The organism is Saccharothrix texasensis (genome assembly GCF_003752005.1).
Classification (GTDB): Bacteria; Actinomycetota; Actinomycetes; order Mycobacteriales; family Pseudonocardiaceae; genus Actinosynnema; species Actinosynnema texasense.
This window is the reverse complement of the sequence record NZ_RJKM01000001.1, coordinates 2337832-2352278: the sequence shown is the minus strand read 5'-3', so window position 1 is coordinate 2352278 and position 14447 is coordinate 2337832. Positions and strand designations below refer to the sequence as shown.

Here is a 14447-nt window from a genome sequence, read left to right as displayed (position 1 = left end):
GATCGTGGGCGGAACCGCCCAAGGGGTGAGAACCCGATCACCGGAGCTTCAGCGCGTGATGACGACCTCCAGCGTGCGCGGCCCGTGCACGCCCTCGACCCGTTCCAGCTCGATGTCGCTGGTCGCGGACGGCCCGCTGATCCACGTCTGGGTGAGCACCCCGGCGAGCGCCGCGACCGCGTCCGGGACGCCCGCCACCACCTGGTCGGCCCGCACGACCACCAAGTGGTAGTCCGGCACGAGGGTGAGGAGCCGGGGACCTTGGTCGGCCGCGTCGTGGTCGAGCACGATCGTGCCGGTCTCCGCGACCGCCACGTGACAGGCCGTGACCACCGCGTCGGCCGCTTCGACGACCTCGCGAAGCACCGCCCACGCATCGCCACCGCCGACGCGACGCACCTCGCGCACGTCGCCGATCGGGGGATGCGCCCCGGCCTGATCCCTGCCGGCGGGAAGCGCTTCGCGAGCGTCCCCGCCAAGGGGAACCCTTGATGTGATTCTACCGGCGGGGTCCGACAATTCCGGCCCCTCGGCGGTCGGTCCGGTCGGTCCGGCCGGACCGACCGGTCCGGTCGGACCCTGGGCCTCCCGCCCGGTCGCGTCCCCGGCCACCCACCCCGCCGTCCACCCGGGCGGGACGCCGGGGGCGGTCACGACGTGGTGGGCGCGGCGGTCCCGCAGGGCCCCGGCGACGGCCGACGCCACCTCGTCGGCGGCCACCACGCGGACCAGGGCGTGGTAGTCGCGCAGGCGTTCGGCGAAGAGCTCCAGATCACCGGGACCTCGGGTGCCCGCCGCCCGGTACTCGCGGGGCACGGGAGCCACCTCGCGCGGCCCCTTCGCCCGCCGCACCCTCGCCAAGACCTCGTCACGGGCACTCATCGGGACCCCCACCAGTCGCGGAACGTCTCCTTCGGCGGTTCGGGCAGGTCACGGGCCGTCGACCAGCCCGGCAGCGGCACGTGACGGCTCGCCACCCGGCCGAACCTGCCCAACCCCAGCAGCCGGCGCCACCGCCGCGCGTCCGACATCGCCCACGCCAACGCCCGCATCGCCGTCGACTCCGGTGTGGTCCGCTTCGCCGACACCACCCGCTCCCGCAGGTGCACCAGCATCGACGGGATGTCGATCGCCACCGGGCACACGTCGTAGCAGACCCCGCACAGCGACGACGCGAACGGCAGCGTCGGGTTCCGGTCCACCCCGGTGAGCTGCGGCGACAGCACCGCGCCGATCGGACCCGGGTACGTGGAGCCGTACGCGTGCCCGCCGGTCCGCTCGTACACCGGGCACGAGTTCAGGCACGCCGAACAGCGGATGCAGCGCAGCGCCGCCCGCCCGTCCGGGTCCGCGAGGGTGGCCGTGCGGCCGTTGTCCACCAGCACCACGTGGCTGGTCTGCCCCTCGGTCGGCCCCGTCCACACCGACGTGTACGGGTTCATCCGCTCACCGGTCGACGACCGGGGCAGCAGTTGCAGGAACACCTCCAGGTCCCGCCACGACGGCACCAGCTTCTCGATGCCCACCACGCTGATCAGGGTGCGCGGCAGCGTCAGGCACATCCGGCCGTTGCCCTCGGACTCGACCACCACCAGCGACCCGGTCTCGGCCACGGCGAAGTTCGCCCCCGAGATGGCCACGTCCACCGTCATGAACTTCTGCCGCAGGTGCTTGCGCGCCGCCTCGGCCAGCGCCCTCGGGTCGTCGGTCAGCCCCGGGTCCACGCCCGGCATCCCACGCCGGAACACCTCCCGGATCTCCGCCCGGTTGCGGTGGATCGCGGGCACCAGGATGTGGCTCGACCTGTCGTCGCCCAACTGGACGATCAGCTCGGCCAGGTCGGTCTCCACCGCGTGCACGCCGATCCCCGCCAAGGCCTCGTTCACCCCGATCTCGACCGTGGCCATCGACTTGACCTTGATCACCTCGCGCGTGCCGGTCGCCCGCACCAGGTCGCAGACGATCCGGTTGGCCTCCTCGGCGTCACGCGCCCAGTGCACCCGGGTGCCCCGGCTCGTCAACGCCTCCTCGAACCGCACCAGGTGCTCGTCCAGGTCGGCCAGCACCTCGTCCTTGATCGCCGCGCCCGCCGCGCGCAGCTGCGCCCAGTCCGGCAGCTCGCCGACGACGTTCGCCCGCTTGGCCCGGATCGTGGACGTGGCCTTGGCGAGGTTGCGGCGCAGCTGGGCGTTGCCGAGGGCCTCCCGCGCCGCCTTCGGGAACGGCTCGCCGGTCAGGTTCCCGCCACCGGCGGGCATCCCCAGGAACGTCGTCATCGCGTCTGCTCCAGGATCTGGGCCAGGTGCAGCGGCCGGACGCCGCTGCGCAGCCTGCTCAACCCGCCGCCGATGTGCATCAGGCACGACGAGTCGCCCGCCGTGACCACACCGGCCTTCGTGCTCAGCACCGCGCTCATCTTGTCGCCGAGCATGGCGGTGGACGTGTCGGCGTTCTTCAGCGCGAACGTGCCGCCGAACCCGCAGCACGTCTCGGCCGACGGCAGCTCGACCAGGTCGATGCCCTCGACCGCCCGGAGCAGCCGCAACGGCCGGTCCCGCACGTCCAGCACGCGCAACGAGTGGCAGGTGGGGTGGTAGGTGACCCGGTGCGGGAAGTACGCGCCCACGTCGGTGACCCCCAGGACGTCCACCAGGAACTCCGACAGCTCGTACGTGCGCTCGGCGGTGCCCGCGGCGGCCTCGGCCAGCGTCGCGTCACCGTGCGCGCGGGCGACGTCGGCGTGCTGGTGGCGCACCGACCCCGCGCACGACCCGGAGGGCGCGACGATCACGTCGGCGCCCTCGAACGCCTCCACGTGGTTGCGGATCACCGGCATCGCCTGACCGGCGTAGCCGGTGTTGATGTGCATCTGACCGCAGCAGGTCTGGGCGGACGGGACGACCACCTCGTGGCCGAGCCGTTCCAGCAGCCGGACGGTGGCCTTGCCGACGTCCGGGAACAGGCCGTCGACCAGGCACGTGACGAACAGCGCGACTCTCACCGCGCCGACTCTAGACTCCGTGGTCTGACCACACCAGGCTGTGGTCAGACCACACGACGGAGGTGTTCCGCTTGTCCGGGTACGGCACGGTGCTCAGGCACGTCGAGTCGGAGCTGACCGCGGGCCGGCTCGGCGTGGGGCAGCAGCTGCCCGCCGAGCGCAAGCTGGCCGAGGACCTCGGCGTCAGCCGCGCCACCGTCCGCGAGGCGATCCGGGTGCTGCAGGCGATGGGCGTGGTGCGCAGCGGCGTCGGCTCGGGCCCCGACGCGGGCACCACCGTCATCGCCGACCCGGCGGGCGGGCTCGGCGCGGCCCTGCGCCTGCACCTGGCCACGCGCCGGCTGCCGATGGCCGACCTCGTCGGCACCAGGGTCATGATCGAGAGCCACGCCGTGCGCGCGGCGGCCGCCGGTCCCGACCACCCCGACCTGGCCCGCGCCGCCGACCTGCTGACCCGCATGGACGCGCCCGACCTCGACGCGGACACCTTCCACCAGCTCGACGCCGACTTCCACGTCGCCCTCACCGCCGCCGCGGGCAACGCCGTCAACACCGCGATCATGGCGGCGCTGCGCGACGCGATCCACCGGACCGTGCTGGACGCCGTGCAGGCGTTGCCGGACTGGTCGCGCACCGCCGTCCGGCTGCGCCGCGAGCACCGGTCGATCCTGCGCGCCGTCCGAGCTGGCAACGGCGAACTGGCCGCCACCAGGGTCACCCGCCACGTCGAAGGCTTCCACCGCGAATGGGTCCGGCACTCGACCCGGGGCAGCTGATCCGGCGACGCCCGTCCGGCCATGGTGGAGCGCCGTGCCGGCCCACGTCGCCGTCCCGTGCTTCCTGACGGGCCCGGTGAATTCCGCTACGCGTGCCCTGGGCGCACCCCTTACCGTGACGGCGTGTTCCCCGACTTCCACCGCGCGCCCAACATCGCCGACCACCCCGACCTGTACGAGCGGGAGAACGAGGCGATCGACCCCACGGGTCTGCTGTGGCGGGCACTGCGCGACCAAGCCGACTGGGCCGGTCGCACGGTGCTGGACCTGGGCTGCGGCACCGGGTTCTGGCTGCCCCGGTACGCGGTCGACGCGGCCGCGGTGATCGGCGTGGAACCCGATCCGGATTTGGTGGTCAGGGCCGGGGAGCGGGGCGACGCGCGGCACGGCTCGGCCGAGCACATCCCGTTGCCCGATGCGAGCGTGGACGTCGTGCACGCCCGGTTCGCCTACTTCTTCCCACCCGACGGCGAGCCCGGTCTCGCCGAGGTGCGGCGCGTGCTGCGGCCCGGCGGCGCGCTGGTCGTGATCGACAACGACTGGCGGCACGGCGAGTTCGCCGACCTGCTCGCCGCCTCACCGTGGGCGTCCGCGCAGGGGACGGCGGAGACGACCGACGCGTGGTGGCGGGCGCGGGGCGCTTCCCGGACCGAGGTGATGTCGGCGTGGCGGTGCCGTGACGCGGCGGAACTGGAAGCCGTGCTGCGCATCGAGTTCCCCGGCGACGTCGTGGACGCGTGGGTCCGCGCCGACCCCGGTCGGCGGGAGCTGACCTACGGCTACGTCCTGTTCACCACCACCACCTGACCACTCACCCCACCGCCCACGCCCGCAACGCGCGTAGCCGGGCACTCGCAAAGTCCGTCCGCTGTTCGTCCAGTGCCCGGTCGAGCACCGCGAGCACTTCGTCCCGATGTCCACACTGGACCAGACGTGACGCCGCCAGCACACCCTGGTCCACGGCCTCGCCGTGGTAGCGGACCACGTGCGACCACAACGTCACCGCGGGACGCAGCAACCCTTCCGAGGCCAGCGCATCCGCCACCACCACCCGGTGACTCGCCGGGAGAGCCAGTGCCAGCGCCTTGGCCACGATCTCGTCGGCGCAGTCGATGCCGGCGGCTCTCATCCAGTCCCGGATGATGTAGTCGAGCCAGTAACCGCTGCGCATGGTCGCCGCTACCGCGCGCTCGGCCGAAGCGGCGGCTTCTTCTTTGCGCCCGCTGTCGACGAGCGCCTTGATGATCTTGTGTTTCTGGTACCCGTCGCAGTCGAGGAGCCTTTCCATCGCTGCGGTCAACAGGCCGTCGGCGAGCTCGAACCTCCGATTGCCGACCAGGTCCGCCGCCACATCGGCGAGCAGGTCGGGTTCGGTCACGGTGTCGAGCAGGCCCCTGATCAGCTCGCCGACGTGCTCACCGTGTTCACCGCCACTGAGCACTTTGATCGCTACGGCTCGGTGCTCGGGACTGTGTGAACGGGCCGAAGCGGAGATAGCCGCCGCTGTGTCCGGATCGTCCGGGTCGAACAACGCGAGAACAGCTCTCTCGAAGTCCCACCTGTCCGCGGTGAGGTCGGTCAACGCGGACCGGGCGAACCGGCGTGCGGCCTCCGAGTCCTTCGTGTCCGAGAGCGCGGAAGCGACCTGCGTCAGGTGGTGGACGCTCAACCGCGGTTGCCCCTCCACGACCCGCAGGAGTTCAGGCACGGCGTTGCAGTGCACGTAGACCTGGACGGCCTTGTAGAACTCGTAGGGATCCACGTGCCGTTCCGACAGCACCCGGCGGGCCACCTCGACGGCCGCGTCGTGCTGCAGCGCTTCCTGGAGCGCCTGCGCCGCCGCGGTCAGGTACTTGACCGGCTTCGCCGCCGCGGCGGTCAGCACGATGGGCACCCCGTCGGAGTCGGCCGCTGACAGGACCGCCCCGACGGCGTCGCGGAACTCGTCGACGGTCGGGGTGCTCACGGCGAAAGCCCGGTCGGCAGCCCACAACGCCTCGTCACGGCACTTGGCCCTGGCGGCGAGCTTCGCGAGGGCGCCCCAACCGACGGGGCCGGCGCCGGACAGGTCCGCGGCCGCCGGACCGACCGACTGCAGGGGCAGTGCCCGGTCACCCGCCACCACCGGATCGGCTCGCAGCCCGCGGACCAGCCTGCGGACCAGAGACCCGGCGGCCTCCGTCGTCCCGGTGTCCAGCATGATCGAGACGATCGCGACCACCTGCACGTGGTCCGGTTCAGCGGCCAGCCGGACGAGGAGGCGTTCCGCGCGATCGGCGCCTTCCGGGACGAGGTCCTTCAACGCCACGACGCCGCGCTTGATCCCGGCGGGACTGGCCTGGTCCGCGAACTCCTCCAGCCACCGGGCCGCGGACTCCGGGTCTTCGAGCTTGCCGAGCACGACGGCGGACTCGACGCGCACGGCTTCGGCGAGTTCCGCACGGTCCCGCAGGGCGCTCAGCCGGGTCATCACCCCTGGGGGCACTGCCTCCGGGGGAAGGGAGACGAGCACCTCGCCCGCTTCTTCGACGTCGCCCCACGGGTCGGGCAGGACGCCGTTGGCCAGGATCAGCTCCACGACGCGGTCCACGACAGCGGCGGTCAGCGTCTCGTCGACCGCCACGCCCTCCGCGAGCAGTCGGCCGGCCAGCAGCACCTCGGGCTTCGCGCCCGCGAGCAGCACGGACAGCACGCGGCCGAGATCGCGCTCGTCACGTCCCCACAGCACGAAGGTGAACAAGGCCAAGACCCGGTTGTTCCCGGACAGGCCGCGTTCGATCCACTCGTCCAGGTCCGGGAAGTCCGCCGGGATCTCACCGGCCCGCCGGCGCGCGGCCAGGAACTCGGCGAACGAGTGGTGCCGGAAGCGCAGGTCGTCGTCGGCGTGGACGAAGACGCCGGTCCCGGCCAGCAGTGCGCGCAGGTCGTCCTGCCACTCGTCCGGCAGGGCCGGGTGGTTCTCCCGCACCCACGTGCACGCGGCCTCGAACAGCGGCGATCCGGTGTCCAGCCGGTGGGTCGCGAGGTGCTCCACGATCTCGGTCCGGCGCTGGTGCATCCACTCGACCAGCGCCTGCCGGTCCGGGTCGTCGCGCACCGAGCGGCGCAGTTCGGCGATCGTGTTGCGCCTGCTCGCGCCGTCGTCCAGCAGGTACTCCATGAACCGCCCGTACAGGTCGACCCGGTTGTTGGGCAGCGGGCGGTCCGGTTCGAGGGTCTTCGCGATGGCGGCGATCGTGGCCAGCAGCGGGTTGCGCACCAGTTCGCGCAACCGGCCGTCGCGCACCTGCCGGACGAACGCCTCCGCCGAGCTCATCGCGGTGATCGGGGTCTGCGCCCGGAACCACGCCCGCGCGAACTCCTCCAGCTCGACCCGGCCGAACGGCTGGATGGCGTAGCTGTCGACGCCCGCCTGCTCCAAGGGCTTGAGCTCGTCACCGGGCAGCGGGCGGGTGGTGATCACCAGCCGGTGGTCCGACCCGCGCCGCACCTGGTGCGCGATCGCGTCGATGACCTGCGCCCTGGTGTCCGGTTCGATGATCTCGTCCAGGCCGTCGACGAACACCAGCCACCGCGCGCCCAGGGCGCGGCGGGCGAGCAACGCGGCCGGTGGGCGTTCGCCGAGCAGCCGCCCCAACGCGTCCTCCGTGCCCGCGGCCAGGAGGTCTGCCCACGCCTTGTGCTGGGCCAACGCCCGTGCGGGCACCCGCAGCGGCAGGACCGGTTCGGTGAGGGGCGGCGGGCCGTCGCTGCCGCTGAGCCAGAACTCCGAGACCTGCTGCACGTACAGGTAGCCGACGGTGGACTTGCCGCTGCCCGGCTCCCCGGTGATCATCAGGTGCCCGTTGCGGTCGAGCGCGCCGGCGATGGTCAGGGTGCGTTCGGTCGACTCGGCGGAGGGCTTGCGCTCGGGCTCGGGGGAGCGGTCGAGGACCTGCGGGCGCATGGTCTGCTGCACGTAGACCTGGGTCAGCTCCGGCTGCTTCACGCCGAGCAGCTTGTAGGGCAGCGACTCCGTCGCCCGGCGTTGCGCCTCCAGCAGGTCCCGCAACGCCGGGGTCAGCGCCGGGCGGTCCGACCAGGAGGTCAACGGCGGTGCCTCGCCCGGCGGCGCGGCCTCGAACCGGACGGTCAGGTGGTCGATGCTGCCCGTCTGCACGACCGGACCGGTGAAGTGCCCGCCGGTGATCTCGTTGTGCCGTTCCGCCATGCCTGATTTCTACGCGGGAACACGGGCCCGGTGACCGCACATCTCGGAAGATCCTCTCGGCGGAGTGCTGCGGGCCGCGCTTGACCGTGCCCTCGGGGCAGGCGTTGGACGGGGCGGCACGACCGCACCGAGGGGGAGTTCACTTGGCGGAGGTCGACCTGCGGTACGCGGCGGACATGCCGGCCCGGCTGCACGCGCTGAACCCCGCGCCGCTGGGAGAGGAGCGCGCGCCGACCGAGCGGATCGTGGGCTGCTGCCGGGCGGCGGTGGCGGCTGGCCGACCCGCGGTTCCTGGCCGGTCGACCTGATGGACGTGTCGAGGGACCGGTGCAAGTGCCCGAGGTGGACGTGCGGGCCGCCTTCGCCACCGACGCCTACCGCGTGACGCCGGTGATCACGTCGTTCGACCAGGTGGCTCGGTCGCCGGTGGAGGTCGTGCTGCGCTAAGCCGCCGTGTTGCGCGACGCGGCTCTGCGGGCGGCATCGCGGACGGCTGTGCGGGTGGACGGCCCGAGCCGGTTCATCACGGTGAGGTAGGAGGTGGGGAAGAGGCGGGCGAGCAGGTCCGGCACGACGGCCGTCCACGCGATCAGCACCCGGCCCTCCCGCTTCGCCACCCCGCCCAGGATCCGCTCGGCGGCCTTGTCCGCGGGGTACGTCAACAGCTTGGCGAAGCTCGCCTTGCCCTGCGCCGCCTCGACCTCGCCGACCCCCGACGCCACCCGCGCGGTCTCCGCGATCCTGGTGCGGATGCCTCCCGGGTGGACGCAGGTCACGCCCACGCCCCGGTCGACCAGCTCGTGGCGCAACGACTCGCTGAACCCGCGCAGCGCGAACTTGCTGGCCGAGTAGGCCGTCTGGCCGGGCGGCCCGATGAGCCCGAACAGGCTCGACACGTTCACGATGTGGCTGCCCGGCGCGGCCAGCAGGGTCGGCAGGAACAACCGGGTCAACGCCACCGGCGCCCGGAAGTTGACGTCCATCACCCAGTCGAACTCCTCGGCGCTCACCTGGTCGAACGTCCCGCCCAGCGCCACGCCCGCGTTGTTCGCCAACAGGGTGATCCCGGGGTTCTCGGCCACCACCCGCGCCACGAGCCCTTCCAGCCCGGCGACCTCGGCCAGGTCCGCGACGTACGTGCGCACCCGCGCGCCCCGCACCCTCCCCGCCACCGCCGCGAGCCGCTCGGCGTCGCGGTCGATCAGCACCAGCCCGCAACCGCGCCGCGCCAGCCCGTACGCCAACTGCTCCCCGATGCCGCTGGCCGCTCCCGTCACCACCGCCGTGCCACCTGCGAACCGGAAACGCGAGAGCTGCTGGGACATGCTGCCTCCTCGACCACGCTCACCGACGACGCTCACCGACGCTCATCCCGGACCCCGCCATCAATCCTCGCCGGTCCGGCTCGACACCAGTACCAGTCTGGCCCGATGCCAGTCTGGCTCGGACGCGTGCCCGCTGTGCCTGCGGTGTCCGCTGGGCGGCGAGGCCGAGGGCCTGGGGGGCGAGGCCGGGGAGGGTGAGCGGTGGTGGGTGGCGTGGGGGGGGTGGTTGGTCGGGGGCCTCATTTCTTCAACCGACGTTTGACGGTGAAGAAAACGGCGTTTTGGTTGATCGGTCGGTTCAGATTCACCCGTCCGTGAACGATCGACCTTCGGCCCGCCTCAGGTTACCCCAGGTAGGAGAGGTGGGCCGGCCATCCGACACACTGGGGGACATGACCACACCCGAGCACCTCGACGTCGTGATCGTGGGCGCCGGACTGTCCGGTGTCGGCGCGGCCTACCGGCTCCGCACCGAGTGCCCCGGCAAGTCCGTCGCGATCCTCGAAGCCCGCGACGCGATGGGCGGGACGTGGGACCTCTTCCGGTACCCGGGCATCCGGTCCGACTCGGACATGTTCACCCTCGGCTACCCCTTCAGGCCCTGGCGGGAGGCGAAGTCGATCGCGGACGGCCCGTCGATCCTCGCCTACATCCGGGACACCGCCGCGCAGTTCGGCATCGACCGGCTCGTGCGCTACCGGACCAAGGTGGTGGCCGCCGACTTCTCCACCGAGACCGCCCGCTGGACGCTGACGCTCCACCGCCGCGACGAGCGGGGTGACGTCGAGACCAGGGTGGTCACCTGCGACTTCCTCTACTCCTGCGCCGGCTACTACGACTACGACCAGGGCCACGACCCGGTGTTCCCCGGCATCGGGTCGTTCCGCGGCGAGGTGGTGCGACCGCAGTTCTGGCCCGACGACCTCGACTACGCGGGCAAGCGGGTGGTCGTGATCGGCAGCGGGGCGACGGCGGTGACGGTGGTGCCGTCCATGGCGGAGACCGCCGCGCACGTCACGATGCTCCAACGCTCGCCGACGTGGATGGGTGTGGTGCCGGGTCGCGACAAGTTCGCCGACAAGGTCCGCGAGCTGCTGCCCGCCAACGCCGCGCACCGGGTGATCCGCACCAAGAACATCCTGTTCAGCCTGGCCTTCTACCAGTTCTGCCGCCGCTGGCCGAAGGCCGCGCGCAAGGTGCTGACCAAGCTGTCCACCAAGGTGCTCGACGACGAGGCCGCGATCCGCGAGCACTTCACCCCCACCTACGACCCGTGGGACCAGCGGCTCTGCGCGGTCCCGGACGCGGACCTGTTCCGGGCCGTCAAGCGCGGCCGGGTGTCGGTCGTCACCGACCACGTGGACACGTTCACGCCCGACGGGGTGCGGCTCAGGTCCGGCCGGGAGCTGCCCGCCGACGTCGTCGTCACGGCCACCGGCCTGCGGCTGCTCGCGTTCGGCGGCATCACGCCGAGCGTGGACGGGCGCCGGGTGGAGCTGTCCGAGCAGTTCATCTGGCGCGGCGCGATGATCACCGGCCTGCCGAACTTCGCGGTCTGCGTCGGCTACACGAACGCCTCGTGGACGTTGCGCGCCGACCTGACCTCACGCCTGGTCTGCCGGGTGGTCGCCCACATGGACCGGCACGGTTACGCGTCCGTCGTACCCACGCCGGACCGCCCGCTGGCCCGCCGGCCGCTGCTGGACCTGGCCTCCGGCTACATCCAGCGCGCCGTCGACGCGTTCCCGCGCCAGGGTGACCGGGGTCCGTGGCGGGTCCGGCAGAACTACGTGCTCGACGCGGTGTCCACGTTGCGCGGCGACCTGGGCCGCCAGCTCGTCGGCACGCCGAGGGTGCTGCCCGCGTCTCACGGCCGGTAGCGCAGGCCGTCCATCACGAGGTCCAGCATGCCGTCCGCCGGGCCGACGTCGGGCACCGTGTGGGCGATGCCGGCGATGGTGGCGATCACGTCCAGCGGCGCGACGTCGGGGCGGTCGACGGCATCGAGCAGCGTGCCCATCGCCTCGGTCAGCCGGTCCCTGCTCTGCGCGTACGGGTCGCCGCCGGACGCGATCACCGCGCGCAACGCGTCGCCCATGCCCTGCTTGGTGGCCATGTACTCGACGAACCGGTCCATCCACGCCCTGGTCGCCTCGTGCGGCGGCAGCGTGCGCAGCAGGTCGGGCACGGCGTCGCAGAGCTTGGCCAGCTCGGTGCGGTAGACCGCTTCCACCAGCGCCTCGCGGGTGGGGAAGTGGCGGTAGAGCGTGCCGATGCCGACGCCCGCGCGCTTGGCGATCGAGTCCAGCGTGGCGTCCGCGCCCTCGTCGGTGAACGCGGCCAGCGCCGTCTCGATCAACCGGTCGCGGTTGCGCTGGGCGTCCGCGCGCAGCGGGCGGGACACGGTGCCTCCATACGGGTGTGACGCGGCTCTCGATGCTAAACGGAGGAACCTCCGGTTAACGTGGAACGTAACGGAGGGACCTCCGCTTCAGTGTACGACAGCACGACAGGGGAACGGACATGACCGAGCACATCACCACGCCGTTCGGCGCGGAGTCCACCGCGGCGCAGGTCGTGGCGGGCATCGACCTGACCGGCAAGCGCGCGGTGGTCACCGGCGGCGCGTCCGGCATCGGCGTCGAGACCGCCCGGGCGTTGGCGTCGGCGGGCGCCGAGGTCACGCTGGCGGTCCGCGACACCGGGGCCGGGCGACGGGTGGCCGACGAGATCGGCGGCGACGTCCGGGTCGCCCGGCTCGACCTGGCGGACCAGGCGTCCGTGGCGGCGTTCGTGGCCGGCTGGGACGGCCCGCTGCACATCCTGGTGAACAACGCGGGCGTGATGGCCGCGCCGGAGACCCGCACGCCGGAGGGCTGGGAACTCCAGTTCGCCACCAACCACCTCGGCCACTTCGCGCTGACCAAGGGCCTGCACCGGTTCCTGGCCCTGGAGGGCGTGCGGGTGGTGTCCGTCAGCTCCAGCGCGCACCTCATGTCGCCGGTCGTCTTCGAGGACATCCACTACACCGACCGCCCCTACGACCCGTGGACGGCGTACGGGCAGTCGAAGACCGCGAACGTGCTCTTCGCCGTGGAGGCGACCAAGCGCTGGGCCGCCGACGGCATCACGGTGAACGCCCTGATGCCCGGTGGGATCGACACCAACCTGCAGCGCCACGTCGACGACGGGCAGTTGCGGGCGATGAGGGAGCGGGCCGCCGCGGACGGGTACCGGCTGAAGACTCCGCAGCAGGGCGCGGCCACGTCGGTGCTGCTGGCGACGTCACCGCTGCTGGAGGGCGTGGGCGGCCGGTACTTCGAGGACTGCGGCGAGGCGCTGCCGAGCCGGGGCGAGACCCTGATCCGCGGTGTCGCGGCCTACGCGCTGGACCCGGAGGCGGCCACCCGCCTGTGGGAGGTCACCGAGGAGACCCTGGCCCGCTGAGCCGGGCGAGCACCAGGTCGACCGCGGGCCGGTAGGCGCGGACCTGGTCCGCCGGCCGGTCCCCGCCGGCCAGGTCTCGGGTGACGATCCGGTAGATCAGCGCCCGCAGCACCACCTGGTGCCACGCCGGCAGGTGCGACCACCGGTCGAGCAGCGCCGGTGGTGCGCCGTACCAGCACAGGCAGTCCGCCACCACGACCGCCGCCGCCCACGACGCGGGCCGCCAGTACGGCGGCCAGTCGATCACCGCGGGCGGCAGGTCGGGGGCGAACAGCACGTTGCCCGCCAGGTCTCCGTGCACCACCTGGGCCGGCAGGTCCACCGGGCGCCGTGCCGCGACGAGCGGTTCCAGGAGTCCGAGCGCCGCCGGGCCGACGTCCACCGGCGACTCCTCCCACGCGACCCGGTCGCCGACCGACCACGGGTCGTCGCGGAGGTCGAGGTACGCGGGTCGGGGCACGTCGCGCACGGCGGCGTGGAACGCGATCCCGGCCCGCAGCACGTCGTCCGCGCGGCCGGTGTCCGGCTCGCCCGGCACGAACCGGCATGCCTCCCACCCGTCGACCACCCAGTCGCCGGACGCGGACCGCACGGGAGGCGCGACCCGGAACCCGGCCGACGGCGGCAGCGCGGCGAGCACGTCGGACCGCCACCGCGTCTCGGGCTCGAAGTCCACCGGCTTGAGGACCACCCCGCCGGCGCGCCACGTCCCGCCCCGGCCACCGGGCAGCGCGACGGGCTCCGCCGTGACGCCGAACGCGGACAGCACCGTGCGCGGAGGTCGTGGCACGCCGGGATCGTAGGCAGCCGGGCCCGGTGGTGGCGCGCCCTTTTCGGCAGGGCAGACGGCGGGGCGGGCAGCCGCCCTGCCGGGTGGTCACGTCAGCTTGACGCCGGTGATCTCCGCGCACGCGTCGAGCAGCCGGTCCTGGACGTCCACGTCGTACGCGGCGGGGTTGGCGCGCAGGTCCTCGCGCCACTTGAAGTAGCGGCCGGTGACGGTGGCGGCGGGCTCGTCGCTCGTCGCGAGCCACACCTGGGTGTCCGCGCCCGTCGGCAGGTCGTCGGTGGCGTTCGGGCCGCCCAGCTTGGTCCTGATCCAGCCCGGGTCGACCGCGTTGCTGAGCACGTCCGGCCACCGGCGGGCCACCGCGAACGCCAGCGCCACGTCCAGCAGCTTGGAGTCCGAGTAGGCCTGCATGCCGTCCCACGGGCCGCGCTCGTGCTGGAGGTCGTCGAGGTCCGCCACGCCCTGCGCCTCCAGCCCGGACGTCAGGTAGACCAGCCGCCGCGGCCGGGGCATCAGGGCCGTGAGCAGGTAGGGCGCCAGCACGTTGACCTGGAACAGCAGCTCCAGGCCGTCCTCGGTGACGGTCCGCTCGGGCAGCCGGCCGCCGAGCCCCGCGTTGTGGACCACCACGTCGAAGGGCTCGGCGGCCGCCGCCAGCTCCCTGGTCCGGGCCAGCGAGGCGAGGTCGCCGACCAGCACGCCGGCCGCGCCGGGCACGGCGGCCAGCGCCTGCCCGGCCCGCGCCTCGTCGCGCGCGTGCAGCACCACCCGGTGCCCCTGCGCCACCAGCGTCGCCGCCGTCTCCCGGCCGATACCGTCCGCCGACCCCGTCACCCACACGCTCACCATGCGCCGGAGCCTACCGTGGGAGCGCTCCCAGTCCGGGTTCGGCCGAGCG

General features: G+C 72.9%; 13 protein-coding genes. 5 read left to right on the top strand and 8 right to left on the bottom strand.

What is annotated here, in order from left to right:
* Window positions 1-48: 48 nt before the first annotated feature.
* The 3 genes from EDD40_RS44605 to EDD40_RS08970 are packed head-to-tail and all read right to left on the bottom strand — an operon-like array spanning window position 49 to window position 3001.
* Window positions 49-882: a LutC/YkgG family protein gene (locus EDD40_RS44605; protein ID WP_123747877.1), complete on the bottom strand. Its 834-nt coding sequence runs from the start codon at window positions 880-882 to the stop codon at window positions 49-51.
* A complete protein-coding gene (locus EDD40_RS08975) occupies window positions 879-2276 on the bottom strand; it encodes a lactate utilization protein B (protein ID WP_170185010.1) in 1398 nt (465 codons plus the stop codon). Before EDD40_RS08975 ends, EDD40_RS44605 begins: the two co-directional genes overlap by 4 nt.
* Window positions 2273-3001 carry a (Fe-S)-binding protein gene (locus tag EDD40_RS08970; protein ID WP_123742488.1) on the bottom strand — a complete coding sequence of 243 codons (729 nt, stop codon included), beginning with the start codon at window positions 2999-3001 and terminating at the stop codon, window positions 2273-2275. Before EDD40_RS08970 ends, EDD40_RS08975 begins: the two co-directional genes overlap by 4 nt.
* Window positions 3002-3063: 62 nt before the next feature.
* On the opposite strand from EDD40_RS08970, the gene EDD40_RS08965 reads away from it, so the two are divergent.
* Both EDD40_RS08965 and EDD40_RS08960 read left to right on the top strand, forming a co-directional pair.
* Window positions 3064-3777 (top strand): FadR/GntR family transcriptional regulator, encoded by a 714-nt coding sequence (locus EDD40_RS08965; RefSeq protein ID WP_425471150.1) that lies wholly within the window; start codon window positions 3064-3066, stop codon window positions 3775-3777.
* A 123-nt stretch (window positions 3778-3900) separates the two neighbouring features.
* Entirely contained in the window at window positions 3901-4584 is a 684-nt protein-coding gene (locus EDD40_RS08960; RefSeq protein ID WP_246037562.1) for a class I SAM-dependent methyltransferase, read from the top strand.
* 4 nt (window positions 4585-4588) lie between these two features.
* Here the strand turns inward: EDD40_RS08960 and EDD40_RS08955 are convergent, their stop codons facing one another.
* Window positions 4589-7987 (bottom strand): NACHT domain-containing protein, encoded by a 3399-nt coding sequence (locus EDD40_RS08955; RefSeq protein WP_123742486.1) that lies wholly within the window; start codon window positions 7985-7987, stop codon window positions 4589-4591.
* A gap of 143 nt (window positions 7988-8130) precedes the next feature.
* Here EDD40_RS08955 and EDD40_RS41585 point away from each other — a divergent pair, with 143 nt between their 5' ends.
* Window positions 8131-8295: a hypothetical protein gene (locus tag EDD40_RS41585; RefSeq protein WP_170185009.1), complete on the top strand. Its 165-nt coding sequence runs from the start codon at window positions 8131-8133 to the stop codon at window positions 8293-8295.
* A gap of 135 nt (window positions 8296-8430) precedes the next feature.
* Here EDD40_RS41585 and EDD40_RS08950 read toward each other — a convergent pair whose 3' ends face one another.
* Window positions 8431-9264 (bottom strand): SDR family NAD(P)-dependent oxidoreductase, encoded by an 834-nt coding sequence (locus EDD40_RS08950; RefSeq protein WP_425471337.1) that lies wholly within the window; start codon window positions 9262-9264, stop codon window positions 8431-8433.
* A 440-nt stretch (window positions 9265-9704) separates the two neighbouring features.
* Between EDD40_RS08950 and EDD40_RS08945 the strand changes: the two genes are divergently transcribed.
* A complete protein-coding gene (locus EDD40_RS08945; RefSeq protein ID WP_123742484.1) occupies window positions 9705-11192 on the top strand; it encodes a flavin-containing monooxygenase in 1488 nt (495 codons plus the stop codon).
* Here the strand turns inward: EDD40_RS08945 and EDD40_RS08940 are convergent.
* Window positions 11180-11716, bottom strand: coding sequence for a TetR/AcrR family transcriptional regulator (locus EDD40_RS08940; protein WP_123742483.1), 537 nt, complete (start codon window positions 11714-11716; stop codon window positions 11180-11182). The genes EDD40_RS08945 and EDD40_RS08940 overlap by 13 nt on opposite strands.
* A gap of 119 nt (window positions 11717-11835) precedes the next feature.
* Between EDD40_RS08940 and EDD40_RS08935 the strand changes: the two genes are divergently transcribed.
* Complete coding sequence (locus EDD40_RS08935; protein ID WP_123742482.1) at window positions 11836-12759, top strand: SDR family NAD(P)-dependent oxidoreductase; 924 nt, start codon at window positions 11836-11838, stop codon at window positions 12757-12759.
* Here the strand turns inward: EDD40_RS08935 and EDD40_RS08930 are convergent.
* Entirely contained in the window at window positions 12734-13549 is an 816-nt protein-coding gene (locus EDD40_RS08930; RefSeq protein ID WP_211348121.1) for a TIGR02569 family protein, read from the bottom strand. The genes EDD40_RS08935 and EDD40_RS08930 overlap by 26 nt on opposite strands.
* Window positions 13550-13636: 87 nt before the next feature.
* A complete protein-coding gene (locus tag EDD40_RS08925; protein ID WP_123742480.1) occupies window positions 13637-14398 on the bottom strand; it encodes an SDR family NAD(P)-dependent oxidoreductase in 762 nt (253 codons plus the stop codon).
* Window positions 14399-14447: the final 49 nt, after the last annotated feature.